This is a genomic window from Halorubrum depositum (genome assembly GCF_007671725.1).
In the GTDB taxonomy this organism is placed as follows: Archaea; Halobacteriota; Halobacteria; order Halobacteriales; family Haloferacaceae; genus Halorubrum; species Halorubrum depositum.
In genome coordinates this window covers 1,301,454-1,328,311 of the sequence record NZ_VCNM01000002.1, presented here as the reverse complement: position 1 = coordinate 1,328,311, position 26,858 = coordinate 1,301,454, and the positions used below count along the sequence as shown (strand labels likewise).

28 protein-coding genes are annotated in these 26,858 nt (G+C 70.5%); 18 read left to right on the top strand and 10 right to left on the bottom strand.

Going from position 1 to position 26,858, the window contains the following annotated elements:
* Positions 1 to 78: 78 nt before the first annotated feature.
* Positions 79 to 1,353: an MFS transporter gene (locus FGM06_RS14105; protein ID WP_144799863.1), complete on the top strand. Its 1,275-nt coding sequence runs from the start codon at positions 79 to 81 to the stop codon at positions 1,351 to 1,353.
* A 22-nt stretch (positions 1,354 to 1,375) separates the two neighbouring features.
* Here the strand turns inward: FGM06_RS14105 and FGM06_RS14100 are convergent, their stop codons facing one another.
* The 3 genes from FGM06_RS14100 to FGM06_RS14090 form a co-directional block, all read right to left on the bottom strand.
* Positions 1,376 to 1,804 (bottom strand): hypothetical protein, encoded by a 429-nt coding sequence (locus tag FGM06_RS14100; RefSeq protein WP_144799862.1) that lies wholly within the window; start codon positions 1,802 to 1,804, stop codon positions 1,376 to 1,378.
* 124 nt (positions 1,805 to 1,928) lie between these two features.
* Positions 1,929 to 3,230 (bottom strand): RNB domain-containing ribonuclease, encoded by a 1,302-nt coding sequence (locus FGM06_RS14095; RefSeq protein ID WP_144799861.1) that lies wholly within the window; start codon positions 3,228 to 3,230, stop codon positions 1,929 to 1,931.
* 100 nt (positions 3,231 to 3,330) lie between these two features.
* A complete protein-coding gene (locus FGM06_RS14090; RefSeq protein WP_144799860.1) occupies positions 3,331 to 3,678 on the bottom strand; it encodes a DUF7562 family protein in 348 nt (115 codons plus the stop codon).
* A 149-nt stretch (positions 3,679 to 3,827) separates the two neighbouring features.
* Here FGM06_RS14090 and FGM06_RS14085 point away from each other — a divergent pair, with 149 nt between their 5' ends.
* Positions 3,828 to 4,307 carry a cation:proton antiporter regulatory subunit gene (locus FGM06_RS14085; RefSeq protein ID WP_144799859.1) on the top strand — a complete coding sequence of 160 codons (480 nt, stop codon included), beginning with the start codon at positions 3,828 to 3,830 and terminating at the stop codon, positions 4,305 to 4,307.
* Positions 4,308 to 4,389: 82 nt separating this feature from the next.
* Positions 4,390 to 5,625, top strand: a complete 1,236-nt coding sequence (locus FGM06_RS14080; RefSeq protein ID WP_144799858.1) for a cation:proton antiporter — start codon at positions 4,390 to 4,392, stop codon at positions 5,623 to 5,625.
* A gap of 421 nt (positions 5,626 to 6,046) precedes the next feature.
* Here the strand turns inward: FGM06_RS14080 and FGM06_RS14075 are convergent, their stop codons facing one another.
* From FGM06_RS14075 to FGM06_RS14065, 3 genes are all read right to left on the bottom strand, one after another.
* On the bottom strand, positions 6,047 to 6,493 hold the full coding sequence (locus FGM06_RS14075; protein WP_144799857.1) for a DUF302 domain-containing protein: 447 nt from the start codon (positions 6,491 to 6,493) through the stop codon (positions 6,047 to 6,049).
* A 121-nt stretch (positions 6,494 to 6,614) separates the two neighbouring features.
* Positions 6,615 to 6,902, bottom strand: a complete 288-nt coding sequence (locus FGM06_RS14070; protein ID WP_144799856.1) for a DUF5789 family protein — start codon at positions 6,900 to 6,902, stop codon at positions 6,615 to 6,617.
* Positions 6,903 to 7,274: 372 nt separating this feature from the next.
* Positions 7,275 to 8,432: an aminopeptidase P family protein gene (locus FGM06_RS14065; RefSeq protein ID WP_144799855.1), complete on the bottom strand. Its 1,158-nt coding sequence runs from the start codon at positions 8,430 to 8,432 to the stop codon at positions 7,275 to 7,277.
* Between the two features lie 96 nt (positions 8,433 to 8,528).
* On the opposite strand from FGM06_RS14065, the gene FGM06_RS16115 reads away from it, so the two are divergent.
* Both FGM06_RS16115 and FGM06_RS14060 read left to right on the top strand, forming a co-directional pair.
* Positions 8,529 to 8,669, top strand: coding sequence for a hypothetical protein (locus FGM06_RS16115; RefSeq protein WP_186311028.1), 141 nt, complete (start codon positions 8,529 to 8,531; stop codon positions 8,667 to 8,669).
* Between the two features lie 74 nt (positions 8,670 to 8,743).
* On the top strand, positions 8,744 to 8,974 hold the full coding sequence (locus tag FGM06_RS14060; protein WP_144799854.1) for a DUF7543 family protein: 231 nt from the start codon (positions 8,744 to 8,746) through the stop codon (positions 8,972 to 8,974).
* Positions 8,975 to 9,016: 42 nt separating this feature from the next.
* On the opposite strand, the gene FGM06_RS14055 is transcribed toward FGM06_RS14060, so the two are convergent.
* A complete protein-coding gene (locus FGM06_RS14055; RefSeq protein ID WP_144799853.1) occupies positions 9,017 to 9,403 on the bottom strand; it encodes a VOC family protein in 387 nt (128 codons plus the stop codon).
* Between the two features lie 26 nt (positions 9,404 to 9,429).
* Positions 9,430 to 10,896 (bottom strand): tRNA(Ile)(2)-agmatinylcytidine synthase, encoded by a 1,467-nt coding sequence (locus FGM06_RS14050; protein WP_144799852.1) that lies wholly within the window; start codon positions 10,894 to 10,896, stop codon positions 9,430 to 9,432.
* A gap of 210 nt (positions 10,897 to 11,106) precedes the next feature.
* Here FGM06_RS14050 and FGM06_RS14045 point away from each other — a divergent pair, with 210 nt between their 5' ends.
* Positions 11,107 to 12,078, top strand: a complete 972-nt coding sequence (locus FGM06_RS14045) for a transcriptional regulator (protein ID WP_144799851.1) — start codon at positions 11,107 to 11,109, stop codon at positions 12,076 to 12,078.
* A gap of 24 nt (positions 12,079 to 12,102) precedes the next feature.
* Here FGM06_RS14045 and FGM06_RS14040 read toward each other — a convergent pair whose 3' ends face one another.
* Positions 12,103 to 13,635 (bottom strand): nucleotide-binding protein, encoded by a 1,533-nt coding sequence (locus FGM06_RS14040; RefSeq protein ID WP_144799850.1) that lies wholly within the window; start codon positions 13,633 to 13,635, stop codon positions 12,103 to 12,105.
* 187 nt (positions 13,636 to 13,822) lie between these two features.
* On the opposite strand from FGM06_RS14040, the gene ahaH reads away from it, so the two are divergent.
* The 10 genes from ahaH to FGM06_RS13990 all read left to right on the top strand — a co-directional run bounded on the left by ahaH (position 13,823) and on the right by FGM06_RS13990 (position 23,288).
* Complete coding sequence (gene ahaH / locus FGM06_RS14035; protein ID WP_144799849.1) at positions 13,823 to 14,179, top strand: ATP synthase archaeal subunit H; 357 nt, start codon at positions 13,823 to 13,825, stop codon at positions 14,177 to 14,179.
* A 4-nt stretch (positions 14,180 to 14,183) separates the two neighbouring features.
* Positions 14,184 to 16,403 carry a V-type ATP synthase subunit I gene (locus tag FGM06_RS14030; protein ID WP_144799971.1) on the top strand — a complete coding sequence of 740 codons (2,220 nt, stop codon included), beginning with the start codon at positions 14,184 to 14,186 and terminating at the stop codon, positions 16,401 to 16,403.
* A 166-nt stretch (positions 16,404 to 16,569) separates the two neighbouring features.
* The gene (locus tag FGM06_RS14025; protein WP_066412079.1) at positions 16,570 to 16,821 is read left to right on the top strand and encodes an ATP synthase subunit K; all 252 of its coding nucleotides are present in this window, start codon (positions 16,570 to 16,572) and stop codon (positions 16,819 to 16,821) included.
* 21 nt (positions 16,822 to 16,842) lie between these two features.
* Positions 16,843 to 17,421 (top strand): V-type ATP synthase subunit E, encoded by a 579-nt coding sequence (locus tag FGM06_RS14020; protein WP_144799848.1) that lies wholly within the window; start codon positions 16,843 to 16,845, stop codon positions 17,419 to 17,421.
* Entirely contained in the window at positions 17,418 to 18,464 is a 1,047-nt protein-coding gene (locus tag FGM06_RS14015; RefSeq protein ID WP_144799847.1) for a V-type ATP synthase subunit C, read from the top strand. The genes FGM06_RS14020 and FGM06_RS14015 overlap by 4 nt, the downstream gene beginning before the upstream one ends.
* On the top strand, positions 18,461 to 18,787 hold the full coding sequence (locus FGM06_RS14010; RefSeq protein WP_144799846.1) for a V-type ATP synthase subunit F: 327 nt from the start codon (positions 18,461 to 18,463) through the stop codon (positions 18,785 to 18,787). The genes FGM06_RS14015 and FGM06_RS14010 overlap by 4 nt, the downstream gene beginning before the upstream one ends.
* 1 nt (position 18,788) lies before the next feature.
* Positions 18,789 to 20,567: an ATP synthase subunit A gene (locus tag FGM06_RS14005; RefSeq protein WP_144799845.1), complete on the top strand. Its 1,779-nt coding sequence runs from the start codon at positions 18,789 to 18,791 to the stop codon at positions 20,565 to 20,567.
* A 2-nt stretch (positions 20,568 to 20,569) separates the two neighbouring features.
* Positions 20,570 to 21,991, top strand: a complete 1,422-nt coding sequence (locus tag FGM06_RS14000) for a V-type ATP synthase subunit B (RefSeq protein ID WP_144799844.1) — start codon at positions 20,570 to 20,572, stop codon at positions 21,989 to 21,991.
* A gap of 121 nt (positions 21,992 to 22,112) precedes the next feature.
* Positions 22,113 to 22,811: a V-type ATP synthase subunit D gene (locus FGM06_RS13995; protein ID WP_144799843.1), complete on the top strand. Its 699-nt coding sequence runs from the start codon at positions 22,113 to 22,115 to the stop codon at positions 22,809 to 22,811.
* 63 nt (positions 22,812 to 22,874) lie between these two features.
* Positions 22,875 to 23,288 (top strand): DUF6276 family protein, encoded by a 414-nt coding sequence (locus FGM06_RS13990; protein WP_144799842.1) that lies wholly within the window; start codon positions 22,875 to 22,877, stop codon positions 23,286 to 23,288.
* Between the two features lie 30 nt (positions 23,289 to 23,318).
* Here the strand turns inward: FGM06_RS13990 and FGM06_RS13985 are convergent, their stop codons facing one another.
* Positions 23,319 to 23,681 (bottom strand): hypothetical protein, encoded by a 363-nt coding sequence (locus FGM06_RS13985; protein WP_144799841.1) that lies wholly within the window; start codon positions 23,679 to 23,681, stop codon positions 23,319 to 23,321.
* A gap of 251 nt (positions 23,682 to 23,932) precedes the next feature.
* Here FGM06_RS13985 and ilvA point away from each other — a divergent pair, with 251 nt between their 5' ends.
* Positions 23,933 to 25,207, top strand: coding sequence for a threonine ammonia-lyase (gene ilvA / locus FGM06_RS13980; RefSeq protein WP_144799840.1), 1,275 nt, complete (start codon positions 23,933 to 23,935; stop codon positions 25,205 to 25,207).
* 131 nt (positions 25,208 to 25,338) lie between these two features.
* On the top strand, positions 25,339 to 26,847 hold the full coding sequence (cysS, locus tag FGM06_RS13975; protein ID WP_144799839.1) for a cysteine--tRNA ligase: 1,509 nt from the start codon (positions 25,339 to 25,341) through the stop codon (positions 26,845 to 26,847).
* Positions 26,848 to 26,858 lie beyond the last annotated feature (11 nt).

The following is a 26,858-nucleotide window of genomic DNA, read 5'->3' as shown; positions in this document are numbered from 1 at the left end:
GTCGTCCGGGGCCGTCACTCCCGGCAACCCCGGCAGCAACCACCGGAGCTATGCCCGGTCGCGGGGAACGGTCGGCCGATGGACCGCGCCGAGAGACGGATCGTCGCCTTCACCGCCGGCTCGCACGGGCTCGTTCACACCTACGAGCTCTCGATCCCGATCCTGCTGACGGTGTGGATCGCGGAGTTCTCGACGACCGCGGCCACGCTCGGGCTCGTCTCCACCGTCGGCTACGGGCTGTTCGGGGTCGGCGCGCTCCCCGGCGGCATCCTTGTCGACCGGTTCGGTTCCAAGCCGCTCATCCTCGCGTGTCTCGGCGGGATGGCGGCGTCGTTCCTCCTCGTGAGCGTCGCCCCGAACCTGCTCGCGCTCGCGCTCGCCATCGGCGTGTGGGGCGTCACCGCGAGCGTCTACCACCCCGCGGGGCTGTCGCTGCTCTCCAAGTCCGTGGAGCAGCGCGGGACCGCGCTCGGCTACCACGGGATCGGCGGCAACCTCGGCATCGCCCTCGGCCCGCTGGCGACCGCGCTGCTCCTCCTGGCGTTCGATTGGCGGATCGTCGCGGCCGCGCTCACGGTTCCCGCCGTCGCCGTCGCCGCGTACGGCGTCACCGTCGACGTCGACGCGGCGCTCCCGGCGTCCGCGGCCGCCGACGGCGGGGATGAGGGAGGGAGCGCCGCCGGAAGCGGCGGCGCCAAAGGCGAGGTGTCGCCGGCCACGATCGTCGACGACACGCGGGTCCTGCTCGCCGGGGGGTTCCTGATCGTGTTCGCGTTCGTCACGTTCAGCGGGCTCTACTACCGGACGTTCCTCACGTTCCTGCCGGACCTCCTCGGGGACGCCCTCGGCGGGCTGATCGACGTCCAACTCATCGACCCCGAGAGCCCGTACGCCGAGGAGTTCGACCTCGCGCGGTACGTGTACGTCGCCGTCCTCACGGTCGGCGTCCTCGGGCAGTACCTCGGCGGGCGGATCGCCGACCGGATCCGCCCGGAGCGGGGGCTGATCGCGCTCATGTCCGTCCTCGCGGTCCTCGCGCTGCTGTTCGTCCCCGCCGGCGCGACCACCGCGTCGTTCCTCGCGGTCTCGCTCGCGCTCGGCGTCGCGCTGTTCACCGTGCAGCCGCTCTCGCAGGCGACGGTCGCGGCCTACTCGCCGAGCGAGGCGCGCGGCATCTCGTTCGGCTACACGTACCTCGGCATCTTCGGCGTCGGCTCGCTCGGCGCCGCGCTCGCGGGGTGGGTCCTCACCCGCGCCGGTCCCCGCGAGCTGTTCCTCGTCCTCGCCGGCATCGCGGTCGCGGGCGCGCTCTCGGCGGCCGCGATCGCCCGCTTCGCGACCCGGCGGGACTGACGACGAGCGTCGCGCGCGCCGGTCACTTCCCGGACCGGTGGTCGTCCTCGCCGCCCTCGTTGTCCTCGCCGCCTTCGTTACCCTCGTCGTCCTCCTCCCCGACTTCGATCCGCACCGGTCCGTCGTCTCCATGATCGTCGCCGGCGTCGTCTCGGCTGCCGCCCGCCACGCGATCCGGCCCGTCGCCGGTCGCGTAGTCGTCGAGCGTCGTCTCGTGAGGGTCGTCGCGCTTCCCCTCCAGTTCGCTCAGCGCGTAGCCAACGGCGTAGCCGGTCGATCCGCCGAGGAAAGCGCCGATCCCGGCGCCGATCGGACCGCCGCGGGCGCCGAGGACCGCTCCCGTGAACCCGCCGACCGTGGCGGCTCGCTCCGCGTCCCGCTCGGCCGGCGTGCGGTCCCGGTCGGCGATCCGATCGGCGGCGCGGCGCTCGTCGTGGTCGTGATGGGTCATGTCGAACGATAGGGACTCCGACGGTCTATACGCTTCGGCGGGGCGGGTGAGGGAAGGTGAGACGGGTGGGGGGAGCCGAGGCGGGGAGAGGGGAGTCGCGAGGGGAGGCGGGCGAGTCGAGGCGTTAGACCGTGTGTTTCGCTTCCTCGGCGTCGTCGACGACCTCGATCCCGCGGTTGTTCACCGCGTGGGGATCGAGCCCCTGCTCTTGGAGGAACTGCTTGTATATGCGTTCGACCGTCTCGCCGTCCTTCTGTCGGTCGCTGGCGTGGTCGCACAGCTCGACGAGGGTCTCCGGCACGTCGTTCTCGTGGACGATCCAGTGGTTGATCGTGTCCGAGAGCCGGCGGATGGGCGAGGTGAAGTGGCCGTAGATGTCGAAATTGAGCGCGTGGTGGCCGCCGAACGGGTCGTTCATGTACTTCGCGCGGGGCATCACCTTCAGCACGGCGCGCTGGATCTTGTTGAGCTGGCGCCCCGGAGACTCTTCGAGGGCGGCGTTGACCGCCTTGCGCGGGTCGTCGCCCCACGCGTCGCCGGGGATGGAGACGCCGTTGAGCTCCTGGATCTCCTTCAGCGCCTCGCTCCACTGGTCGGGGGTCGGCTGCGGGTGGACGCGGTACATCGCCTCGACGCCGCGGTCCCACATCAGGGTGTGCGTCACCGCCTTGTTCGCCTTCAGCATCGACTCCTCGATGATGGTGTGCGCGCGGTCGCGGCGCGGGTTCAACACGAGCGATCCGTCCTCCTTGCGCTGCTCGTGCATCCGGTCGGCGAGCTCGAAGGCGAGCGCGTTCTCCTCGCCGAGGGGGAGCGAGGGATCTTCGAGGCGGTTCTCACACTCGGAGTAGGTGAGCCGCTCGTCGGAGTTGATGACGGACTTGTAGATGTCGATGTCCTCGAACGAGAGCGTCTCGTCGTCGATCTCCATCTCGACGGTGTGCGCGAGCCGGTCCTCGTTGGGGACGAGCGAGCAGACCGTCTCCGCGAGCACCGGCGGGAGCATGTGGATCGTGTAGTCGGGCAGGTAGACGGTGTTCGCGCGCTTCACCGCCTCCTCCCACATCGCCGTGTCGGGCGTGACGTAGTGGGTGACGTCGGCGATGTGGACCCACAGCCGGTAGGCGCCCTCCTCGCGCTCGATGGAGATCGCGTCGTCGAAGTCCTGCGCGTCGACCGGGTCGGTGGTCCACGTCGTCAGGTCGCGGAGGTCCTCGCGCTCGTCGATCTCGGCTTCGATCTCCTCGTACACGCCCTCGGTCCGAGTCTCGGCCTCGCGCAGGACCTCGTTCGGGAACTCGTCGGGGATCTCGAACTCCTCGAACAGGTCCGCCCGCTTGTCGGCGAGGCGGTCCGCCAGCTCCGGCGTGATCGTCACGGGACCCTGGTCCTCGGCGGACCCCGGTTTCGGCTCGTCGTCTGACATACCGGGACCAACGCGGGTCCGTTAGAAAGGCCTGTCGGGGTCGGAAAGCCCCGTCGGGGGGCGGGAGGGGCCGTCGGACGCGGTGCGCCGGCGGAGCGCGCTAGCGGTCGCGGTCCGACGGCTCCCGGTCGCGGTCGGATCGGCCGCGAGACCCGGTCGCGTCGTCGTCGCTCCCGTCGAGCGCCACTGCGTCGGCGTAGCGGCCGAGGAACTCCTCGCGCGAGAGCCCGTCGCCCTCGATGGAACAGACGAGCGACTCGAGCCCGTCGCGGGGCTGGTGACAGAGCTCGTCGTCGCAGTCGGTACAGAGGTACTCGAACTCCTTGTCGCGCCGGTTCCAGCGGTCCCCCTCCTTGTCGTACTCGCGCGCGTCCTCGCGCAGCAGCGAGTCGCCGCACGCGATACAGGTCACCGTCCGCCGGTCCCGGCTCCTCCGGGATCCCCACATGGTCGACCTCTCGGTCTCACCCCACTTAGCGTTTGGTGCGGGGCGGTCGCGCGTCGGGGGCGTCCGGTCGCACGCGCGTCGCACGATCGTCGCCCGAGCCCGGCGCCCGCGACGTGTACACCTATTACGCTGGCACCGCTCCCCTCGGTATGACGATCCGCGAATCCGACCTCCCCGGCGTCGGGAAGAAGTTCGAGATCGAGCTCGACGACGGCGAGATGGTCGTCGTCATCCACAACACGGGCAAACGCGAGCTGTTCCGCCGGCCCGACCCGGACGCCGACTCGGAGAAGGTGTTCGAGTTCGGCGACGACCTCGCCCGGACGATCGGCTCGATCGTCGAGGGCGCGTACTTCCAGCCGGTCGAGCCCGACACGCAGGAGACGACCCTGCCCGGCGGCATCCTCCTGGAGTGGTACGAGCTCCAGCCGGGATCGCCGCTCATCGGCGAGACGCTGGAGAGCGCGGACATCGGCAACCGGACCGGACTCGCCGTCGTGGCGATCCAGCGCGACGGCGAGGTCATCGACAGCCCGAGCGCCGACACGACGCTCCGCGAGAGCGACACGGTCATCGGAGTGGGGACGCCGGAGAACTGCGCGGCGTTCGAGGAGCTCCTCACCGGATGAGCGGCCGCGACGACGCGGTCGGGGCGATCGCTCCGATAGCCGGCTCGACCGCTCCGATAGCCCGCCCCGGAGGTGGCCGGTAGTGGCGCTGCTCGACGTCGGCGTCATGTTCGCCGCGGTCGCGGTCGCCGGCGGGCTCGCGAACCGCGTCGGCCAGTCCGTGATCCCCTTCTACATCGTCGCCGGGATGCTGCTCGGGGAGTTCGTCCTCGGGCGGCTCGCGCTGCCGGCGGTCGGGACCGTCTACGTCCCCGAGACGGAGTTCATCGCGCTCGGCGCGGAGCTCGGGATCGTCTTCCTCCTCTTTTTCCTCGGGCTGGAGTTCAACCTCGACCGCCTGCTCGCGCGGCGGCGCCAGATCGGGACGGCGGGGACGATCGACCTCGCGAACTTCGGGGCCGGGCTCGTCCTCGGCTGGCTCGTCTTCGGGGCGCTCCTGCCCGCGTTCCTGCTCGCCGGGATCGTGTACATCTCCTCGTCGGCGGTGATCACGAAGTCGCTCATCGACCTCGGCTGGATCGCCAACGACGAGGCCGAGCCGCTGCTCGGGACCCTCGTCTACGAGGACCTGTTTATCGCCGTCTACCTCGCCGTGGCCTCCGCACTCGTGCTCGGTGGCGGCGATGTGGTCGCGGCCGCGGTCGACGTCGGGATCGCGGTCGGGTTCATCCTCGCGCTGCTGGCCGCGGTCCAGTACGGCACGCCGGCGTTCGACCGGCTGGTGGCGACCGACAACCCGGAGTTCGTCGCGCTCCGGTCGATCGCGACCGTGGTGCTCGTCGCCGGCGCGGCGCTCGCGCTCGGCGTCAGCGAGGCGGTCGCGGCCTTCTTCGTCGGGATGGCGTTCGCCTCGACGGAGTACGCCCACGAGATCGAGACGCTGCTCGAACCCGTCCGCGACACGTTCGCGGCGGTGTTCTTCTTCTGGATCGGGCTCGTCACCGACCCGCTGCTGTTCGGCGGCGTGGCGGCGCTGATCGCGCTCGCGGTGCTCGTGACGACGCCGACGAAGCTCGTCACCGGCTTCTTCGCCGGGCGGGCCTTCGATCTCGACACCCGGCGGTCGACCCGCGTCGCGCTCGGGATGACGACCCGCGGGGAGTTCTCGCTGATCATCGCGACGGTCGCCGTGAGCGGGGCCGAGGCGGGGACGTTCGACCCGGCGATCGCCCAGACGATCAACGCGTTCGCGGTCGGCTACGTGCTCGTGATGGCAATCCTCGGGACGACGCTGATGCAGTACTCCGGGCCGTTCGAGTCGGTCGCGGTCTCGTGGCTGGATCGAGGCGTGGATGACGGCGGGACGGATCGGCTGTGATCGATCGACTCGGGACCGTCGGCGGGGACATCTGACGGTCCGGTCGCTCGTTTATATATAGCTGACCTGAGATCGTCGGTGACAGCCTCCAAAGCCCCAGCCGTGAGCGGGGCGCACGCTCGCTGCGGTCCTCTGTCGGTCGCTACCGCTCCCTCCCTGCGGTCCTTAGGTCGCCTGCGCCCCGCTCACGGCTGCCCCTTTGAGTCCCACCCGTCCGCGGCCGCTCCGCACCTCACGCCTCCCCAGCCTCGGCGGACGCTCCGGCGCGGGCGCGGCCGCGCCGGACCGCCGCCTCCCTCGCGCTCGGTTCGCGCCCTCACGGGCGCTCACCGGCGCGCCACCGCACCGGCCGTTTATATACTGGACTCGTCGATCTCGGACCTCTTTAAAAACATCGTCGCGGAGACGCCGTCGCCGTCGACTACTCCGCCAGCTCCGCGAACACCGCGTCGACCATCTCGCCGGTGTCCTCGATTATCGCGTCCATCTCCTCGTCGTCGACGGGCATGCCGAGGAGGCGCGCGATCTTCATGATCGAGACGTGGTAGACGACCTGCTCGCCGGGCGACTCCTCCCAGACGATCATGTTGCAGGGGAACAGCCCGCCGATGCGCTTGTCGGTCGCGTCGAGCGCGCGGTCCGCCATCGCCGGGTTGCAGGCGCCGAGGACGTAGTACGGGTCGCGGTCGGCGTCGACCTTCTCGTTCAGCATCTCGGACGGGGAGAACTCGACCGGGATGCCGAAGCCGGCGTCGAGACACACCTCGCGGACGCGCTCGATCGCGGACTCGTGGTCCATCGACAGCGTCGCGCGCGTCTCGCCGTACTCCTCGGGGTCCAGCTCGTGCGGATCGAAGGGGATCGCCATACGTCGACTCCGCGTCGTCGGAACAAAAAGGCCGCGGCGGAGGAGCGGGTCGGAACGAAGCGGGGCAGGATCGGGCGGGACGGACCGGGCGGGACGGACCGGGCGGGACGGACCGACGATGCTACTCGGTCGCGACCGGACCGCGCCCGACGAGCTCCTCGACCTCCGCAACGAACTCGCTGCGGCTCTCGAACAGCGGCACGTCGGAGTCCGCGAGGACGTCGTCGAGATCGCGAGCGCCGTTCGGGCTCCGGACCGTCGCGTCGCCCTCCTGTGCGGCGACGTCGCTGCGCTTCGCGGGCCACGTGAGCCGGGACGCGACGCGGGCGATCGGCTCGCCCGCCACGTCCGGTCCCTCGCCGAGCTCGACGGCCGGTTCGCTCTCCTCGGCCTCGTCGTTGTCGCTCATACCCCGCGGTTCCGCTCCGGCGACACTAATGGTTTCGATGCCGAGCGGCCGCCGATCCCCCGCCGCGGAGCGCCGCTCGATCGCCCGAAAGATCGGCTTTCGTTCTCTTCCGTCCGGAATAATTACCGATACGTTCGTCTCCCCGCGACTGACGACCGACTCCGGAAACCGAAATAATTCGGTATCACAACTATAGGATTCGGCAATAACCACCGATTGCGGAGCAGGCACACGGCTCCCGCATCTCGCGTCGGGCCCCCGGCGCGCCGGTTTTCGGCGCGCCTCTCCCCCACGCTCCCCTTTTTCGTCTCTCTTCGCGCGGTCCTCACTTCACGGATACGGACCCCTCGACGCCGCGACCGGACGGACCGGTCACCGCCAGCCGCGGTCGGTGTCGTTCAGGCGCTCCCGACCGTCGGCCGTGACGACGACGAGGTCTTCGATCCGGCAGCCGAACCGCCCGTCGAGGTACACACCCGGTTCGACGGAGAAGACCATCCCCGGCTCGAGCTCGCGCTCGTTGCCCGCGACGAGATACGGCTCCTCGTGGACGTCGAGCCCGACCCCGTGGCCGGTCCGGTGGACGAACGCGTCGCCGTACCCCGCCGCCTCGATCACCTCGCGCGCGGCCCGGTCGACCGCGGCGGCCGTGACGCCCGGCTCGACGGCGTCGACCGCGGCCGCCTGCGCCTCCCGGACCGTCTCGTGGACGCGCTCGTACTCCGCGGGTGGGTCACCGTCGAAGACGAGCGTGCGCGTCTGGTCGGAGGGGTAGCCGTCGACGCGCGTCCCGAAGTCGAGCACGACGGGCTCGCCTGCCCGGATCTCGCGGTCACCGTGGCCGTGGTGCGGCTTCGCGCCGTTCGGACCGGACCCCACGATCGTCTCGAACGAGACGCCGGTCCCCCCGTGCGCGGCCAGCCGGTCGGCGATCCACTCGGCGAGCTCGCGCTCCGTCGTCCCGACCGCGTCGGCGCCCAGCTCGCGGAGGTCGCGGACGGTCGCGTCCGCGGCGGCGGCCGCCTCGCGCAGCGCCGCCAGCTCCGCGGCGTCCTTGCGGACCCGGAGGTCGGCGAGGGCCTCGCTCGCGAGTCCCCACGTCGCGTCCGGCGCCGCCGCCCGGAGGTCCTGGGTGAACGTCGCCCACATCGCGTCGTCGACGAGCAGGCGCCCCTCGCGGAGGCCGCGGTCGGCGAGCAGGTCGCGCGCGGCCGCGACCGGATCGTCGCCGTCGGCCCACGTCCGCACGTCGGCGACGCTCGTCTCCTCGCGCACCTGCGATTCGTACAGCGACGGGACGAGGAGGGCGGGCGCGTTCCCGTCGCCCGTCGCGTCGCCTCCGTCGGCGCCCCCGTTCCCGTTCTCCGCCGCCGGCACCGCGAGCAGGAAGTGCCGCTCGCTCGGCTCCTCGTCGAATCCGGTGAGGTACTGGAGGTTCCGGCTCGGGAAGCAGACGAGCTCGTCGGCGTCGACCGCTCGGAGCCGCTCGGCGGCGCGCGCCCGTCGGTCCGCGTGGATGTCGTCGGCCATGGCCGTCTTCGGCCCGGCGGTCGTTTATAAGTAGAGCCTCGTTGACGGCGCGGCAGGCGGCGCGTAACCATATGGGTCGCCGTGCTACAGTGAGACATGAGCATCGAGAACGCGTCGACGTTCGACTGCCCGGAGTGCGACGTGACCGCCCCCTCGGCGTCCGTCCCGTACGACACCCTCGGCTACGCCGTCTGCCCGGTCTGTTCGCACACGACGGGCCCGGTCGACGAGGCGTAGACCGTCGTACCGGGCCCCCACCCGCCGCGCGCCCGAACCGGGCCGTTTTAGCCGCCGCGCCCGCCCCCTGAGGTATGAACTGGTCTCTGGGACGCGAGGACGACACGATCACCGAGTGGGAGCGCTCCGACGGCTACGCGACGGTCCGCGTCCGCGAGCGCGCCGACGGCGGGTTCGTCGTCCGCCTCGACGTGATGGAACAGGCCGCCGACGCGTCGGCCTACGAGCGCGAGCGCTTCGACGACCGCGAGACCGCGCTCGACCGCGCCGCTGAGTGGCGCGAGGAGCGGGCGCTCGACGACTGAACCGGTCGGTTCGGCCCCGTTCGCCCGCTTCGTCTGGCCTTCTTAAATCGGTTCCACGTCGTCGCCGAGGAACGCCTGACACTCGACGGTCCGGCCGTCGGGGTCCTCGGCGAAGAACTGGTAGATGTCGTACCGCTCGTTCTCCCTCGGTTCCTCGACCGCGCCGGGCGCGCTCTCGTCGTCCCGGCAGTCGCTCGCCTCGACGAGGCACTCCCGCACGTCGTCGACCGCCTCGCGGTCGGGGTAGACGAATGTGAACGTCCCGCACGTCTCGGTCTCGTCGCGGTCGCAGAAGCCGAACAGGAGGTTATCGTGGCGGAGAATCGTGCAGTCGGGCTGTTCGAGCCACGTCTCGGCGTCCAGTTCCTCGCGGTAGAAGTCGACGACGCCGACTCGGTTCTCCGTTCCGTGGAAGACGATCCCGGACATGGCCGATGGGTCGCGTCCGGCCCACTTCACCGCTCCGGGTGGATCGGCGCGTCGAACCCGCCCCGCACGAGCGGCTTCGCGACGTGGCGCCGGGCGCTCGGGGGTACCTCGTACCAGCCGGGCTCCAGGTCGCGGTCGACCTCGCGGTCGACCTTCCCGGGCGCGGCGGTGTCGCAGTCACGGCAGCGGTACCCCTGTCCCCGCCCCGCCGACGACATCGACCGCCCGCAGCCCGGGCAGGTCGGCACCGCCGGCTCGGTCCGCACGAGGTCGCGAACCGCGAACTTCTCCAGTTTGAGCGTCGCGGTCGGTCCCCCTGCCTCTGGTTTCCTCGCGTTGCCTCTCGCTGAGCCGCGCCGCTCGTGCTCGCCGCACAGGGTCACCCGGTCGCCGGGTCGAAGGGCGCGCACGCGGTCGCGGAAGCGGCCGGTCGGCGCGAAGGCGACGCACCTGAGGCGGGCCGTGTCGTCATCGGTCGCGCCGGCGTCGTCGCCCTCGTTCGCCCCCGGCGCCGCCACGTCGACGTGGACGTGACCCCCCCGTTTCGTCTCCGGTTCCCCTGTGACCGCGCCAGCGACGCGGTAGCCCGCGCCGTCGCGGAGGGCGCCGATCCGGCCGGGCACGAGGTGGGCGTCGGTGCCCTGGTTCGTGAGGAAGGTCGCGGCGCGCTCGACCGGCTCGCTCTCGATCGCCTCGGCGACCTCTCTGCACGTCGCCGGGTCGTCGCCGCGGATCCCGTGGAGGATCGGGCCGGGGGCGTTGGGGACGCAGACTGGCGCGCCCGTCTCGCGGTCGACGGTGTCCCAGACGGTCGGGTACCCCGCGTCGGCCGCGGCGAAGACGCTCTCGACGTCGACGTCGCGGGGGGTCCCGCAGCGGTCCAGTTCGCGGTAGGAGATGCGCTCCGCCGTCCAGTCGTCGGACGCGGCCGGGGCGCCGACCGCGGCGAGCGCGCCGATCCGCCCGCGACCGGCGACGGCCGCCGCCTCTGTCTCCCCGCCCGCCCCGAACGCGGCGTGCCGGTAGCCGTGCGCCTCGGCGAGGTCGAGGGCCTCGTCGATCCCGATCCGGTGCCGGAGCGCGCGGCGGGCGAAGTCGGCGACGGCGTCGGGGATCCGCGACGGCGTCGCCGATGCGTCGCCGGCGTCCTCCGAGGGGTCGGCGGGGGCGACCGGCGCGAACGGGTCCCCCGCGACGTCGACGTCGGCGACGACGACGCCCGGGGAGGTCCGCGGGTCGTCGACCGCGGCGAACTCCCGGACCGCCTCCGCGGCGAGGTCGAACGCCGCCGCCGGGTCGACTTCGGAGACGTGGACCGCGACGGCGGCGTTCCCGCGCGTCTTGTGTTTCACGGCGGGGTTCAGCCGGACGAGGAGCCGGCGGCGGACCCGCCCCCCGGCCGCTTCGAGGCGCTCCGCGAGCCGCGCGCCGACGTACGTCGTGCACATCCCGCGCTCGCGGGAGTCGGTGTCGTCGACGGCGACGATGGGCATACGCGCCCTTGCCCGGTCCGGGACAAACCCGTTTCGGCCGGGCGCTCGGGGGCGCGTTCGCGACGGTCGTCCGCCGCGGTCCGGCGCTCTATCCCCGCATCGGTACTTAACCGCACCGCCGGATCGGACGGGGAAACCGCAAGCGGGCGGCGCTTTCGCGCGAGTGCAAGTGACACAACGCATATATACGGCGAACCGCTTATCTCGGGTATGTCCCGGACTGCGCTGATCGAAAACGTCACCGCGATGCTGGAGGACGCGGGCTTCCTCGTCAGCGACCGGTGTGCGGTCCGGCCCAAGAGCTTCGACGTGGCGGCCCGGCGCGACGAGGACCTCCTCCTCTTGAAGATCCTCGGCAACGTCGACGCACTGGACGCGGAGACCGGCGCGGAGATGCGCCGGCTCGGCGAGTACCTGCGGGCGACGCCGATGGTGATCGGGATCCGGACCCGCGACGAGGAGCTGAAGCCCGGCGTCGTCTACTTCCGGCACGGCGTCCCGGTGATCAACCCCGACACGGGGTACGACCTGTTCGTCGAGGGGATGCCGCCGCTCATCTACGCGGCGCCCGGCGGGCTCTACGTGAGCCTCGACGGTGACCTCCTCGCCGACGAGCGCGAGGAGCGCGGCTGGTCGCTCGGTCGGCTCGCGACCGAGCTCGGCGTCTCCCGGCGCACCGTCTCGAAGTACGAGGACGGGATGAACGCCTCCATCGAGGTCGCGATCCAGCTGGAGGAGCTGTTCAACGAGCCGTTCTCCAGCCCGGTCGACGTGCTGGAGGGGGCAGACGAGGTGCGCGACGCCGACCCGACCCCCTCGGCGCCCGAGACTCACCCCGACGACGAGCACGTCCTCCACGTGCTCACCAACGCCGGCTTCACGGTCCACCCGACCGCCCGTGCACCGTTCAAGGCGGTCTCGGAGGACGAGCAGCGCGCCGAGACCCGCGTGCTCACCGGCCACTCGGCGTTCACCCCCGCCGCGGAGAAGCGCGCGCGGATCATGTCCTCGATCGGCGAGGTCGCCCGCACGCGCTCCGTCTACTTCACCGAGGAGGACGAGAAACGCGAGTCGGTCGACGGCACCGCGCTAGTCTCCTGCGAGGAGCTCGCGGGCATCACCGACCCCGAGGAGATCCGCGAGCTCATCCGCGACCGGGCGGAGGCTCCCTCCGAGGCCTGAGGTCGCGGGCGCGTCCCGACCCGCCTACCGCCCGAACAGCCGACTGAAGAAGCCGCCGCCGCTGCCGTCGTCCCTCTCATCGTCGTCCTTCTCGCCGTCGTCCGCCGTCTCGCTCTCCGCGTCCTCCGTCTCCTCCGCGTCTCCGTCGCCCTCGGAGAGCACGGTGTTCATACCGCCGGTGTCGTCGTCGCGGAACGGGACGCTCCCCGCGAGCTCGTCGTCCGGATCGGCCTCTTCCGCCTCGTCGGTCTCTGCCTCGTCAACCTCCGAGACCTCGTCGGCCTCTGCCTCGTCAACCTCCGTACCGTCGGTCGCTTCCTCGTCGTCTGCGGTCGCTTCTTCGGTGTCCTCCGGCGTCGCCTCTTCGACGTCGTCAGCCGTGGACTCGTCGTCGAGGCCGGAGTCGTCCGCCGCGGACTCGTCGTCGAACGCCTCGGCCTCGTCCGCGTCCTCCTCGATCATCGCCTCGAGGTCGTCGCCGTCGACGCGCTCCTCGCCGACGGTCTCCGTCTCGCCGGTCGCCCCCGCGTCCGCGTCGCCCTCCTCCGGGACGGGGCCCTCGTCGGCGACGATGATCTCCTCCTCGTCGCCCGGATCGCTCAGCCCGCCCGACTCGGCGTCGGCGACGATGATGTCCTCGTCGGCGTCAACGGGGTCTCCGGCGTCGTCCGCCGGCCCGTCTTCGGACTCGGCGGTCGCCTCGGCGTCTTCCGCCTCGTGGGCGTCGTCCTCCTCGTCGGTGTCATCGGTCTCCGCGGAGTCGTCCGCTTCCTCGTCTTCGTCGGCCTCGCCGGCCTCGTCGGTCCCGCCGGACTCGCCGACCCCGGCGCCCTCGACGGTCGCGCCCGTCAGGGCCCGCGTGAGGTCCCGGTAGGCACGGGTGGCGGGCGCGTCCGGCGCGAACGTCGGGAGCGGGCTGTTCGCGGTCGCCGCCCGCACCACCGCGTCGTCCTCCGGGATCCGGCCGAGGACCGGCGCGTCGAGCACGCCTCCGACGTCGCCGAGCCCGTCGGCGCCGACCTCGTCGGGGTCGGCGTCGGGGTCGACGCGGGTGATCGCGGCGCCGGCGACTTCGCCGCCGAGCCGCTCGGCGAGCTGTCGGGTCTTCTCGGTGTCGCCGAGGGCGCTCCGCTCGGCGGTCGAGACGAGCAGCGTCTCGTCGGCGATCGCGAGCGGGAGGCTGGAGTCGTGCGAGAGCCCCGCGCCGGCGTCGACGAGGACGTAGTCGGCGCCCTCGAAGGCGTCGACCACGTCGCCGAGTCCGGCCGGGTCCGCCGACGCGTACGCGTCGAGGTCGTCCGAACCGGGGACGACGCGGAGCCCCTCGGGCCCCTCGTGGACCGCGTCGAGCGGGTCGGCTCGCCCCGCGAGCACGTCGTGGAGCGTCGTCTCGCCGGGCGTCACGCCCAGCGCGCCCGCGAGGTTCGCCATACCGATGTCGGCGTCGATCGCGACGACGTCGGCGCCTGAGCCCGCCAGGATCGTCGCCATCGCCGCGGTCGTGGTGGTCTTCCCGACCCCACCTTTCGCCGACGCGACCGCATACACCGTTGCCATACGGTGACGGTCCGGCGACTGGTACTTAAATGTAGGCGGCGGGCACCGCTGGACGTCGCCGGACGCCGGACCGAGGGGGTCGGCCGCCGCCGATCCCTCGTCGACCCCCGCCGATACCGGGGGCGACGCCCGCCAACTTTCGCAAACACCTTATACGTCGCTTGTAGAGTTTCAGGCGATTAGTAGCATGGCCAGACCAGAGGTGCTCGACCGGATCAAGGAGGCTGAACGGGAGGCGGACGAGATCATCGCGGAGGCGGAATCGGACGCCGACGAGCGCCTCGCCGAGGCTCGGGAGCGCGCGGAGGCGATCCGCGAGGAGGCCGCGGAGGAGGCGGAGTCCGAGGCCGAAGCGCGGCTCGAAGCGGCCCGCGAGGAGATCGAGGAACGCCGCGAGGAGATCCTCGAGTCGGGTCGGTCCGACCGCGACGAGCTCGAACGCGAGGCCCGCGAGCGCGTGGATTCGGCCGTCGACTACGCAGTCGAACGGTTCGAGGAAGCGGTGAACCAACAGGCCGAGGAGGCGGTGGATGCTCAGGCCTGAGCGGATGAGCAAGGTGTCGGTGACGGGCTCGAAGCGCGTCATCGACGACGTCATCGAGGCGGCGTACGCGCACCACTCGCTGCACGTCACGGACTACGACGAGCGCTACGAGGGGTTCGAGCCCGGCGAGTCGCTCGAAGGCGCCGAGACGGTGAACGAGCGGCTCGTCACCGTCCGCTCGCTGGAGAGCGTGCTCGACGTCGAGGGCGACGAGGCCGACGCGGTCCGCGCGCTCGACGACGAGGAGCTCGAACGCGAGCTCGAAGACGTCCGAGAGCGCGTCAACGCGCTCAACGACCGGCGGGACGAGCTCCAGGCCGAGATCCGCGACCGCGAGGAGGAGATCGATCGGATGGAGCCGTTCGCGGACCTCGGCATCGAGCTCGACCTGCTCCGCGGCTACGACTCGCTGGAGGTCGTCGTCGGCGAGGCCAAGCCCGACGCGGTCGAGGCGACGCTCGCCGACGCCGACGGGATCGACGCCTACGAGGTGTTCGCCGGGAGCGACGTCGTGGCGATCTTCGCGAAGCCCGCCGAGGGGGCCGAGGCGGGGGTCCTGCAGGACTCGCTCGTCGGCGTCGACATCGCGCTGCTGGAGGTCCCCGAGGCCGACGCCAGCCCCGCCGACTACGTCGCGGAGCTGGAGCGCGAGCGCGAGGAGCTGCGGGCCGACCTCGAGTCGGTCGAGGCCGACCTCGCCGACGTGAAGGAGGAGGCGGCCGGCTTCCTGCTTCGCGCCGAGGAGCAGCTCACCATCGAGGCCGAGAAGAAGGAGGCGCCGCTCTCGTTCGCGACCACGGAGAACGCGTTCGTCGCCGAGGGGTGGATCCCCACGGACGCCTACCCCGACTTCGAGGCGGCCATCGCCGACGCCGTCGGCGACCACGTCGAGGTCGAGGAGCTCGAGCGCGCCTCGTTCACGCCCGACGGCGACCACCACACCGAGGCGGTGGGCGGCGACGGGGGCGGCTCCGCGAGCGCGACCGACGACGCGGCGGACGCGACAACCGAGAAGGCGGCCGCCACCGACGGCGGCCACGCGATGCACGGCGACGACGAGCCGCCGGTCGTCCAGGACAACGGGAGCGCGGCGGGCCCGTTCGAGCTGCTCGTGCAGGGGTTCGGCCGGCCGAAGTACTCGGAGTTCGACCCGACGCTCCTCGTGTTCCTCACGTTCCCGCTCATGTTCGGGTTCATGATCGGCGACGTCGGCTACGGCGTCCTCTACGCCGCGATCGGCTACTTCATGTACAGCCGATACGACGGCACCTTCCGCGAGCTCGGCGCCGTCGCGATGTGGGCCGGCGGCTTCACGATCCTGTTCGGGATCTACTTCGGGATCGACGTGTTCGGCTACCACGCCTACCAGCTGCTGCCCGGTGACGTCCACTGGCCGGTCGCCGGGAAGGGGCTCTCGCCGGCCGACCTCGACTGGGCGCTGTCGTTCCTCATCGTGAGCGTGCTGTTCGGGATCGTTCACCTGAACGTGGGTCACGCCCTCTCGTTCGTGAGCAACTACCAGCAGCACGACCTCAAACACGCGCTGTACGAGGGCGGGTCGTGGCTGCTGCTGCTCAACGGCGCGTGGATCTGGATCTTCAGCCAGCACCTGCCGGGTCCGAAGCCCGACTTCCTCTTCGAGTCGTTCTCGATTCTCACCTTCGGGGCGGTGTCGTTCGCCGGCTTCCCGGTCGCGGTCGGGATCGGCGGGGTCGTCGCCGCCGGACTCGGCGTGGTGCTGCTCGCGATCGGCGAGCCGCCGGAGCTCGCCGAGGTGCTCTCGCCGATCGTCAACGTCATCTCGTACGCCCGGATCATGGCGGTGCTGCTCGCGAAGGGCGGGATGGCGCTCGCGGTGAACCTGCTCGCGTTCGGCGCGTACATCGACGGCGGCGGCGACGGGAGCTTCCACTTCATCTTCACGCCGGAGTACCTCTCGTACGTTCAGGAGCACTCCGTCGCGAACGGCGGCGAGTACGAGCTCGTCTTCGCCGGGCTGACGACGGCGTTCGAGCCCGGCCTCGTCGGCGTCATCGCGCTCCTCGCCGGCATCGCGGTGGCGTTCGTCGGCCACGTCGTGGTCCTCCTGCTCGGCGTCACGTCGGCCGGCATCCAGGCCGTGCGTCTCGAGTACGTCGAGTTCTTCGGGAAGTTCTACGAGGGCGGCGGGGAGACGTACCTCCCGTTCGGCTACGACCGGGAGTACACCGCCGACGATCGGTAGCCGCGGTATCCCTCCGTCCGGTCGGATTTTCTCGGAGCGGAACGCGCCGAGAGGCGTCTCTTCGCCCGCCGTCGCGGGCGTTCCGTTCGGTCGTTTTGGGAAGCTTTATGACTACTGTGGCGGCAACTAGCTACTGTTCGGAGACGAGCAACCGGAACTACTACCAATGCTTGAAGCTACCAACGCACTCGGGAACGCCGTACTGTCCACCGGAGGAACACTGACTGATCCGAGCGCCGCCGCGGCGCTCGCCGTCGGTCTCGCGGCCCTCGGTGCCGGCTACGCAGAGCGTGGGATCGGCTCGGCCGCCGTCGGCGCGATGGCCGAGGACGACGACCTCTTCGTCAACGGGCTCATCCTGACGGTCCTTCCCGAGACGATCGTTATCCTCGCACTCGTCGTCGTCTTCATCGTCTAAGCGGTACCCCCCTTTACACCAATGAGTTTGGACACTGTCGTTGAGGACGTTCGAGACGAAGCCCGCGCGCGTGCAGAGGAGATCCGCGAAGCGGCGGAGTCCGAGGCGGACGAGATCGTCGCCGAGGCGGAGACCGACGCCGAGCGCATCCGCGAGGAGCGGCTCGCGGAGGTCGACCGACAGATCGACCAGGAGCGCGAGCAGACGCTCTCGTCGGCCAAGCTCGAGGCCAAACAGGAACGGCTCGGCGCCCGCCGCGACGTCCTCGAAGACGTCCGCGACGACGTCGAGGCCGCCATCGAGGGGCTCGACGACGACCGCCGGCGCGAGCTGACCGAGACGCTGCTCGACGCGAGCCTCGCGGAGTTCGACGACGACGAGGACGTCGCCGTCTACACCCGCGCCGAGGACGTCGAGCTCCTCGAGGAGCTCGTCGCGGACCGCAACGCCGAGGTCGACGGCGAGGTCGACTGTCTCGGCGGCGTGGTCGCCGAGAGCGACACCTCTCGCGTTCGCGTGAACAACACGTTCGACTCGGTCCTGGAGTCCGTCTGGGACGACGAGTTGAAGAACATCTCGGAGCGGCTGTTCGACCAATGAGCGCCGTCGGGAGCTCGAACCCGGAGTACGTCGTCGCGCGGGTTCGCGCCCGCCGCGGCAGCCTCTACGGGGACGAGGAGTACCGCAAGCTGACCCGCATGGGTCCGGCGGAGATCGCCCGGTTCATGGAGGAGTCCAGCTACGGCCGTGAGATCAACGCCCTCGGGAGCCGCCACGGCGGCGTGGACCTCATCGAGTACGCGCTGAACCGGAACCTCGCACAGCAGTTCGAGGGGATCTTAGAGTGGAGCGAGGGAACGCTGTACGACCAGATAGCCCGCTACCTCCGCAAGTTCGACGCGTGGAACGTGAAGACGGTCATCCGCGGCGTCTACACGGACGCGGACCAGTCCGACATCGAGGTCGACCTGATCCGCGCCGGGGAGTTCGACGACCGTCTGATCCGGCGCCTGCTGGAGGCCGACTCGATCGACGCCGTCGTCGAGGTGCTGGAGGACACGATCTACGGGCCGCCGCTCCGCGAGGCGTACGCCGAGTACGAGGAGACGGACGTGCTGGTCCCCCTCGAGAACGCCGTCGACCGCGCGTTCTACGAGCGGCTCCTCTCGGGGCTCGGCAACGACGAGCCGACCCGACAGTACGAGGCGTTCCTCAAGGCGGAGGTCGACTTCCGGAACGCGACCAACGCCCTCCGGCTCGCCCGGTCGGGCGCGGACATCGACCCCGCCGCGTACTTCATCGAGGGCGGCGAGCTCTTTACTCGCGGGTCGCTCGCGCGGCTCGCGCGGAACCTCGACGAGCTCGTGGAGTACATCGCGGACAGCCAGTACGCCGACGAGCTCGGCCCGGCGCTGCGCGAACTCGAGGAGGCGGACAGCCTCATCGCGTTCGAGCACGCGACCGACGCCGCGCTGCTGGCGTACGGCGACCGGCTCGGGACGATCCACCCGGTGTCGGTCACCCCGGTCATCTCCTACATCCTCGCGAAGGAGCGCGAGGTGGAGAACATCCGGGCGATCGCCCGCGGGAAGGAGGCCGGGCTGTCGGCCGACGAGATCGAATCGGAGCTGGTGATAACATGAGCCAGGAGATCGCCGTCGTCGGCAGCCCCGAGTTCACGACCGGGTTCCGGCTCGCCGGCGTGCGGAAGTTCGAGAACGTCCCGGACGACGAGAAGGACGAGCGGCTCGACGACGCCGTCGAACGGACCCTCGACGACGAGGACACCGGCATCATCGTGATGCACGACGACGACCTCGACCACCTCTCGCGGGGGACCCGCGAGTCGGTGGAGGGGAGCATCGAGCCCGTGCTCGTCACGCTCGGCGGCGCCGGCGCCGGCAGCGGCGGGCTGCGCGACCAGATCAAACGAGCCATCGGGATCGACCTGATGGAGGAGGACTAACATGAGTAAAGCAGAATCCACGGAGACCACCACAACCGAAAACGGTGTCATCCAAAGCGTGAGCGGTCCGGTCGTGAGCGCCCGCGACCTCGACGCCCGCATGAACGACGTCGTCTACGTCGGCGACGAAGGCCTCATGGGGGAAGTGATCGAGATCGAAGGCGACATCACGACCATTCAGGTGTACGAGGAGACCTCCGGGGTCGCCCCCGGCGAGCCCGTCGAGAACACGGGCGAGCCGCTGTCGGTCGACCTTGGTCCGGGCATGCTGGACGCCATCTACGACGGCGTCCAGCGTCCCCTGGACGTGCTGGAGGGCAAGATGGGCAGTCCGTACCTCGACCGCGGGGTCGACGCGCCCGGCATCGACCTCGAGGAGGAGTGGGCGTTCGAGCCCACCGTCGAGGTCGGCGACGAGGTCGGCCGCGGCGACGTCGTCGGCGTCGTCGAGGAGACGGTCACCATCGACCACAAGGTGATGGTGCCGCCGGACGCCCTCGAAGAGGACGAGACCACCGAGGTCACCGCCGTCGAGTCGGGCTCGTTCGACGTCACCGAGACGGTCGCCGAGCTCGCCAACGGGACGGACGTCTCGATGCACCAGGAGTGGCCCGTCCGCGAGGCGCGTCCCTCCGCGAACAAGAAGACGCCCCGGACGCCGCTGGTGTCCGGCCAGCGCATCCTCGACGGCCTGTTCCCCATCGCGAAGGGCGGGACGGCCGCGATCCCGGGCCCGTTCGGCTCCGGGAAGACGGTCACCCAGCACCAGCTCGCGAAGTACGCCGACGCGGACATCATCGTCTACGTCGGCTGCGGCGAGCGCGGCAACGAGATGACCGAGGTCATCGAGGACTTCCCCGAGCTGGAGGACCCGGCCAACGGCAACCCGCTGATGGCCCGCACCTCGCTCATCGCGAACACGTCGAACATGCCCGTCGCGGCGCGTGAGTCCTGCATCTACACGGGGATCACGATCGCCGAGTACTACCGCGACATGGGGTACGACGTGGCGCTGATGGCCGACTCCACCTCGCGGTGGGCGGAGGCGATGCGCGAGATCTCTTCCCGGCTAGAGGAGATGCCCGGCGAGGAGGGGTACCCCGCGTACCTCGCCGCCCGGCTCGCGCAGTTCTACGAGCGCGCCGGCTACTTCGAGAACGTCAACGGGACGGAGGGCTCCGTCTCGGCGATCGGCGCGGTGTCGCCGCCCGGCGGCGACTTCTCCGAGCCGGTCACCCAGAACACGCTGCGCATCGTGAAGACGTTCTGGGCGCTCGACGCGGACTTAGCGGAGCGCCGCCACTTCCCGTCGATCAACTGGAACGAGTCGTACTCGCTGTACAAAGACCAGCTCGACCCGTGGTTCGAGAGCGAGGTCGCCGACGACTGGGCCGAGAAGCGCCAGTGGGCGGTCGACGTGCTCGACGAGGAGACCGAGCTGCAGGAGATCGTCCAGCTCGTCGGGAAGGACGCCCTGCCCGACGACCAGCAGCTCACCCTGGAGGTCGCCCGCTACCTGCGCGAGGCGTACCTCCAGCAGAACGCGTTCCACCCGGTGGACACGTTCTGTCCGCCGGAGAAGACGTACCTCATGCTGACGACGATCGAGACGTTCAACGACGAGGCGTTCAAGGCGCTCGAGGCGGGCGTCCCCGTCGAGGAGATCGTCGACACCGAGGCCGCCCCCCGGATCAACCGGATCGGCGTCCAGGAGGAGTACGAGGAGTACGTCGAGGAGCTCAAAGCGGAGATCACCGAGGAACTCCGGAGCCTCTACTGACCATGAAAGAGTATCAGACAATCACCGAGATCAGCGGCCCCCTCGTGTACGCCGAGGTCGACGAGGCGATCGGCTACGACGAGATCGTCGAGATCGAGACGGCACAGGGGGAGACGCTGCGCGGACAGGTGCTCGAATCCTCGGAGGGCGTCGTCGCCATCCAGGTGTTCGAGGGCACCTCCGGTATCGACCAGAACGCGTCCGTCCGCTTCCTGGGCGAGACGATGAAGATGCCCGTCACCGAGGACCTCCTCGGGCGGGTCCTCGACGGCTCCGGCCGCCCGATCGACGACGGCCCGGAGATCGTCCCCGAGGAACGCCAGGACATCGTCGGCGCGGCGATCAACCCGTACTCCCGGGAGTACCCCGAGGAGTTCATCGAGACGGGCGTCTCCGCGATCGACGGGATGAACACCCTCGTCCGCGGCCAGAAGCTCCCGATCTTCTCCAGCTCCGGGCAGCCGCACAGCGAGCTGGCGATGCAGATTGCCCGGCAGGCGAGCGTGCCGGAAGAGGAGGAGGGCGACGACGAGGAGAGCTCCGAGTTCGCCGTCATCTTCGGCGCGATGGGGATCACCCAGGAGGAGGCGAACGAGTTCATGGAGGACTTCGAGCGCACCGGTGCGCTGGAGCGCTCCGTCGTCTTCATGAACCTCGCGGACGACCCCGCCGTCGAGCGGACGGTCACCCCGCGGATGGTGCTCACCACGGCCGAGTACCTCGCCTTCGAGAAGGACTACCACGTCCTCGTCATCCTGACGGACATGACCAACTACTGCGAGGCGCTCCGGGAGATCGGGGCGGCCCGCGAGGAGGTCCCGGGTCGCCGGGGTTACCCCGGATACATGTACACCGACCTGGCGCAGCTGTACGAGCGCGCCGGGCGGATCCAGGGTCGTGACGGGTCGGTGACGCAGATCCCGATCCTCACGATGCCGGGCGACGACGACACCCACCCGATCCCGGACCTGACCGGGTACATCACGGAGGGGCAGATCTACGTCGACCCCGACCTCAACAGTCAGGGCCTGCAGCCGCCGATCAACGTGCTCCCCAGCCTGTCGCGGCTGATGGACGACGGCATCGGCGAGGGGCTCACCCGCGAGGACCACGCCGACGTGAAAGACCAGATGTTCGCGGCGTACGCGGAGGGCGAGGACCTGCGCGACCTCGTGAACATCGTCGGGCGCGAGGCGCTCTCGGAGCTCGACAACAAGTACCTCGACTTCGCGGACGCGTTCGAGTCGGAGTTCGTCGACCAGGGCTTCGACACGAATCGCGACATCGAGGAGACGCTGGAAATCGGCTGGGACCTGCTCTCGATGCTTCCGACGGACGCCCTCAACCGGATCGACGAGGAGTTCATCGAGGAGCACTACCGCGAGGACGACTCCGAGCGCGAAGTCGTCGAAGCGGCCGACTGACGCGGCTTTCTTTCCGCTTTTCGCCCTCGGCTAGCGGCGGCGTCGGCGGGCGCCGCTCGCGCGCGACACGTCACGACTGAAAAGAATTATCCGCCTCGGAGCGGAACGTTCCCCCAATAAGATGGCCAAGGACGTCAAACCGACGCGGAAGAACCTGATGGCGATCGAGGACCGCATCGAGCTCTCCGAGCGCGGTCACGACACCCTCGAACAGAAGCGCGACGGCCTCATCATGGAGTTCATGGACATCCTCGATCAGGCGCAGGACGTCCGCTCCGACGTGTCCGAGAACTACGAGACGGCCCAGCGCAAGATCGACATGGCCCGGGCGATGGAGGGCGACGTCGCCGTCCGCGGCGCGGCCGCGGCGCTGAAAGAGCACCCGGAGATCACCACCCAGTCGAAGAACATCATGGGCGTGGTCGTCCCGCAGATCGAGTCGTCGAAGGTGAAGAAGAGCCTCGACGAGCGCGGCTACGGGCTGCTCGGCTCCTCCGCCCGCATCGACGAGGCCGCCGACGCCTACGAGGAGCTGTTAGAGAAGATCATCCTCGCGGCGGAGGTCGAGACTGCCATGAAGAAGATGCTCACGGAGATCGAGACCACCAAGCGCCGCGTGAACGCCCTGGAGTTCACGCTCCTCCCGACCCTCTACGAGAACCAGGAGTACATCGAGCAGAAGCTCGAAGAGCAGGAGCGCGAGGAGATCTTCCGCCTGAAGAAGATCAAGGCCAAGAAGGAGGAAGAGGAGAAGGCGGAGGCGGAAGCCGAGGCCGCCGCCGAGGCGGCCGCGACCGAGGAGCCGGAGCCCGCGGACTGACCGCTTCCGTCGACTCGCGCCGTCCTACCGGTCGAACCCGTCGTCTCATCCATCTCGCTTCTCATGTCCTGTCCCCGCTGTGACGCCGACCTCGTCGCGTTCGCCGTCCCGTCCGCGATCCGCGAGCACGCGCCGGCCGCGAGGACGGCGATCTGCACCCGCTGTCTGCGGACGTTCGCCGCCGACGGGAGCGACGACGGGGTCGATATCGACGAGGGCGACATCGATGCCGACGGCTCTCCCGCCGACCTCTCCGCGGTCGACCCCGCGTTCCCCGCCGGCGAGGCCGGCGTCGCGCTCGCGCTCGTCTGCGGCCAGTTGGAGTCGTTCGCGCTCAACCGCGCCTCGATCGAGGCGCTCGTCGAGCACGCGGAGCGGTCGGGCGCCGACGTCTTCGCGTTCCTCGAGCGGCTCGACGCCGCGGACGCCGCGTTCGACCTCGACCGGCGGCGGGCGGCGCTGCTGGACGTGCTGTGAGTCGCCGCGGTCGGCCCACCGGCCGGCGCGTCAGTCCTCGTCGAGGTCGACGCCCGGGGGATCGTCCCACTCGTCGTCCTCGTCCGCCTCGTCGTCGGCCTCGGTTCCCGCCGGGCCGAGCGGCTTCTCGCCGCGCCGGTTCTCGTGGACCGCGAGGCCGGCCTTTCGCGCGTCGCTCCCGCCGGCGTACGGGTCTTCGGAGGGGTCGTACGACTGCTCGTCGCGCTCGAAGAGGTACGCGAAGAGCCCGAACAGCGGGACGACGAAGGCGATGAGCGCCCACTTCCGCCGGTCCATCCCGTGTTTCGGCGCGTCGACGTAGACGTACGCCGCGAAGCCGACGAGCCACGCGAGCGGGACGCCGACGAGGATGGCGACGACGAGCGGTTCCATACCCCCGCTTCGGGCTCGTCGGCTTAAGCGCACGGGTGAATTTCGGGTGGAACGCGGTGCGATCGTCCTCGGCTACCCGCACCCGATCGTCGACCGCGAGAGGGGACGAGCGCGCGCAGCGGCTCTTCGAGGAGGCGCTCGGGAAGCGGTGAGATCCTCATTCGGCGGCTTCCCGCGGCGGACGGAACGGTCCGCTGCGACCCCGCTTCCCACCCGAGCCCTTTTGAGCCGATCGCGCGAACACCGCCGTCATGTCCTCCGTCACGCTCGCGGACGTCGAGGCCGCCGCGGACCGGATCGCCGCGACCGATATCGTCCAGCGGACGCCGGTCGAGCGGAGCCGATCGCTGAGCGATCGGTGCGGCGCCGACGTTCGGCTGAAGATGGAACACCTCCAGCGTAGCGGCTCGTTCAAGACCCGCGGCGCGTACAACGCGATCTCGCTGGCCGTCGAGGGGAACGCGTCGGCCGAGGGGGACGCCGACGACGGCCCCGGGATCGACCGCGTGGTGGCCGCGAGCGCGGGCAACCACGCGCAGGGGGTCGCCCTCGCGGCGGCCGACGCGGGGATCGACGCGACGATCGTGATGCCGGAGTCGGCGCCGGCGGCGAAGATCGAGGCGACCCGCGGGTACGGCGCGTCGGTGGTCCTCCGGGGGAGCGCGTTCCCGGAGGCGATGTCACACGCCCGGACCTTGACCGACGAGCCCGGGGTCCGGTTCGTCCACGCGTTCGACGACCCGGACGTCGTCGCCGGCCAGGGCACGCTCGGGCTGGAGGTGCTCGAACAGGTGCCCGAAGTCGACACCGTCCTCGTTCCCGTCGGGGGCGGCGGGCTCGCGGGCGGGGTCGCCACCGCGGTCAAGGCCCGATCGCCGGAGACGCGGGTGGTCGGCGTTCAGACCGAGGGGGCGTCGACGCTCTCGGAGAGCCTGCGGGCGGGCGAGCTCGTGACGCGGGAGGAGCCGGACACCATCGCGGACGGGATCGCGACCGGCGGACTGAGCGAGCTCACCTTCGGGCTCCTGCGGGAACACCTCGACGAGACGGTCGTCATCAGCGACGACGACGTGGCGAACGCCATCCTGCTCCTCTTGGAGCGCGCGAAGCAGATGATCGAGGGTGCGGGCGCGACCGCGGCGGCCGCCCTCCTCGACGACGACGCCGTCGACGAGCTCGGTATGGCCGGCGAGACGGTCGTTCCGCTGCTCTGCGGCGGCAACATCGACGTCACGACGCTGAAGGAGGTGGTGACTCACGCGCTGGTCGACCGCCATCAGCTGATCGAGCTGTCCGTCCGGATCGACGACACGCCGGGGACGATGGGGGAGATCGCCACCCTGATCGGCGCGGAGCGCGCGAACATCCGGACGGTGCGCCACGAACGCAGCCGGCCGGACCTGCCGGTCGGCGACGCCGACCTCGTGTTCGAGGTGGAGACCAACGGTCCGGCCCACGTCGATCGGGTCCTGAAGGCGGTGCGCGACGCGGGCTACGACGCGGCGTGGACGACACAGGAGGAGTGACGACGGCGTATTAATCGCATGCGGCGGTGCGTGGCGCGCGCCTCCGAGCGGCCGGAGCATCGGGAGGGCTCGTCCCCGTACCTTCGCGCGATCCGACGATTTAAAAGTCTCACCCCGGCAATCACCCGCTAATGAGTCTCGTCGTTACCGACACCCTGGCAGACGAGCGCGTCGAGTTCACGGCCGACGGCGACGTCACGCTGTACGTCTGCGGGCTGACGGTGTCGGACGACCCCCACCTCGGCCACGCCCGGCTGTGGTTCCACGCCGACGTCCTCCACCGGTGGCTGGCGCACCTCGGCTACGACGTGCGTCACGTCGAGAACGTCACCGACGTCAACGAGAAGATCACGGCCCGCGTCGGCGAGCGCGACGAGTGGGCCGCCGAGCGCGACGTGGCAGAGGCGTTCACCGCGACCACCTTCGACGCGATGCGCGGGCTGAACCTCCTGCGCGCGGAGGTGTACCCCCGCGTCACCGAGCACGTGCCGGAGATCCGCGACCTCGTCGAGACGCTCGTCGAGAAGGGGTACGCCTACGAGTCGAACGGCTCCGTCTACTTCGACGTCACGACGTTCGAGGAGTACGGGAAGCTCTCGAACCAGGACGTCGACGAGCTGGAGGCGCAGGGCGAGCCGGACGAGCGGTCGGAGAAGCGCAACCCCTCGGACTTCGCGCTGTGGAAGGCCGGGGGCGTGAGCGAGACCGCCGCGCGCGAGCACGCGAAGCACGACCACGGCGACGCCGTGCCGGAGGGCGAGACGTGGGACTCCCCGTGGGGCGAGGGGCGCCCGGGGTGGCACGTCGAGTGCTCGGCGATGTCGACGACGCACCTCGGCGACACCCTCGATATCCACATGGGCGGGCGCGATCTGGTCTTCCCGCACCACGAGAACGAGATTGCGCAGTCGGAGGCGGCGACCGGCGAGACGTTCGCCCGCCACTGGCTCCACGTCGGCCTCCTGGAGATGGAGGGCGAGAAGATGTCCTCCTCGATCGGCAACTTCTGGACCGTTCCGGACGCCTTAGAGGAGCTCGGCGTCAACGTGATCCGCACCTTCTACGCCGGCGCCGCCTACCGCTCCGAGCAGGCGCTCACCGAGGAGACGATCGCGGAGGCCGAGGAGCGCTGGGAGCGCCTCTCCCGGACCTACGACCGCGCCGTCGACGCGCTCGACTCGGTGAACGCCCGCGCGAAGGCCGAAGACGGCGAGCTCCGCGAGACGGTCGCGACCGCCCGAGACGAGTTCGCCGCGGCGATGAACGACGACCTGAACCTCCGAGAGGCGACCGCCGCGCTGCTGGAGCTGACGGACGCCGTGAACCGGCACGTGGACGGGGTGGACGGGAGTGGAACCGGCGACGACGGACCGGGCGACGCCTACGACTACCGCGGCCTCCGCGAGGCGGTCGAGGCGTTCGAGGCGCTCGGCGGCGACGTGCTGGGGCTCCAGTTCGAGACGGAGAGCGACGGCGACGTGGAGCTGGCCGGCGAGCTCGTCGAGCTGATCCTGGACGTGCGCGAGGCCGAGCGGGAAGCCGGCAACTACGAGCGCGCCGACGAGCTACGCGACGCGCTCCGCGAGGTCGGCGTCGAGATCGAGGACGGGCCGGACGGGGCGACGTACCGGTTCGAGTAGGGTGGGGCGGG

What these genes read in the sequence shown, in the direction of transcription:
- FGM06_RS14105 (WP_144799863.1), top strand. Translation starts at nt 79, where the DNA reads ATGGACCGCGCCGAGAGACGGATCGTCGCCTTCACCGCCGGCTCGCAC.
- FGM06_RS14100 (WP_144799862.1), bottom strand. Translation starts at nt 1,804, where the DNA reads ATGACCCATCACGACCACGACGAGCGCCGCGCCGCCGATCGGATCGCC.
- FGM06_RS14095 (WP_144799861.1), bottom strand. Translation starts at nt 3,230, where the DNA reads ATGTCAGACGACGAGCCGAAACCGGGGTCCGCCGAGGACCAGGGTCCC.
- FGM06_RS14090 (WP_144799860.1), bottom strand. Translation starts at nt 3,678, where the DNA reads ATGTGGGGATCCCGGAGGAGCCGGGACCGGCGGACGGTGACCTGTATC.
- FGM06_RS14085 (WP_144799859.1), top strand. Translation starts at nt 3,828, where the DNA reads ATGACGATCCGCGAATCCGACCTCCCCGGCGTCGGGAAGAAGTTCGAG.
- FGM06_RS14075 (WP_144799857.1), bottom strand. Translation starts at nt 6,493, where the DNA reads ATGGCGATCCCCTTCGATCCGCACGAGCTGGACCCCGAGGAGTACGGC.
- FGM06_RS14070 (WP_144799856.1), bottom strand. Translation starts at nt 6,902, where the DNA reads ATGAGCGACAACGACGAGGCCGAGGAGAGCGAACCGGCCGTCGAGCTC.
- FGM06_RS14065 (WP_144799855.1), bottom strand. Translation starts at nt 8,432, where the DNA reads ATGGCCGACGACATCCACGCGGACCGACGGGCGCGCGCCGCCGAGCGG.
- FGM06_RS16115 (WP_186311028.1), top strand. Translation starts at nt 8,529, where the DNA reads ATGAGCATCGAGAACGCGTCGACGTTCGACTGCCCGGAGTGCGACGTG.
- FGM06_RS14060 (WP_144799854.1), top strand. Translation starts at nt 8,744, where the DNA reads ATGAACTGGTCTCTGGGACGCGAGGACGACACGATCACCGAGTGGGAG.
- FGM06_RS14055 (WP_144799853.1), bottom strand. Translation starts at nt 9,403, where the DNA reads ATGTCCGGGATCGTCTTCCACGGAACGGAGAACCGAGTCGGCGTCGTC.
- FGM06_RS14050 (WP_144799852.1), bottom strand. Translation starts at nt 10,896, where the DNA reads ATGCCCATCGTCGCCGTCGACGACACCGACTCCCGCGAGCGCGGGATG.
- FGM06_RS14045 (WP_144799851.1), top strand. Translation starts at nt 11,107, where the DNA reads ATGTCCCGGACTGCGCTGATCGAAAACGTCACCGCGATGCTGGAGGAC.
- FGM06_RS14040 (WP_144799850.1), bottom strand. Translation starts at nt 13,635, where the DNA reads ATGGCAACGGTGTATGCGGTCGCGTCGGCGAAAGGTGGGGTCGGGAAG.
- ahaH (WP_144799849.1), top strand. Translation starts at nt 13,823, where the DNA reads ATGGCCAGACCAGAGGTGCTCGACCGGATCAAGGAGGCTGAACGGGAG.
- FGM06_RS14030 (WP_144799971.1), top strand. Translation starts at nt 14,184, where the DNA reads ATGAGCAAGGTGTCGGTGACGGGCTCGAAGCGCGTCATCGACGACGTC.
- FGM06_RS14025 (WP_066412079.1), top strand. Translation starts at nt 16,570, where the DNA reads ATGCTTGAAGCTACCAACGCACTCGGGAACGCCGTACTGTCCACCGGA.
- FGM06_RS14020 (WP_144799848.1), top strand. Translation starts at nt 16,843, where the DNA reads ATGAGTTTGGACACTGTCGTTGAGGACGTTCGAGACGAAGCCCGCGCG.
- FGM06_RS14015 (WP_144799847.1), top strand. Translation starts at nt 17,418, where the DNA reads ATGAGCGCCGTCGGGAGCTCGAACCCGGAGTACGTCGTCGCGCGGGTT.
- FGM06_RS14010 (WP_144799846.1), top strand. Translation starts at nt 18,461, where the DNA reads ATGAGCCAGGAGATCGCCGTCGTCGGCAGCCCCGAGTTCACGACCGGG.
- FGM06_RS14005 (WP_144799845.1), top strand. Translation starts at nt 18,789, where the DNA reads ATGAGTAAAGCAGAATCCACGGAGACCACCACAACCGAAAACGGTGTC.
- FGM06_RS14000 (WP_144799844.1), top strand. Translation starts at nt 20,570, where the DNA reads ATGAAAGAGTATCAGACAATCACCGAGATCAGCGGCCCCCTCGTGTAC.
- FGM06_RS13995 (WP_144799843.1), top strand. Translation starts at nt 22,113, where the DNA reads ATGGCCAAGGACGTCAAACCGACGCGGAAGAACCTGATGGCGATCGAG.
- FGM06_RS13990 (WP_144799842.1), top strand. Translation starts at nt 22,875, where the DNA reads ATGTCCTGTCCCCGCTGTGACGCCGACCTCGTCGCGTTCGCCGTCCCG.
- FGM06_RS13985 (WP_144799841.1), bottom strand. Translation starts at nt 23,681, where the DNA reads ATGGAACCGCTCGTCGTCGCCATCCTCGTCGGCGTCCCGCTCGCGTGG.
- ilvA (WP_144799840.1), top strand. Translation starts at nt 23,933, where the DNA reads ATGTCCTCCGTCACGCTCGCGGACGTCGAGGCCGCCGCGGACCGGATC.
- cysS (WP_144799839.1), top strand. Translation starts at nt 25,339, where the DNA reads ATGAGTCTCGTCGTTACCGACACCCTGGCAGACGAGCGCGTCGAGTTC.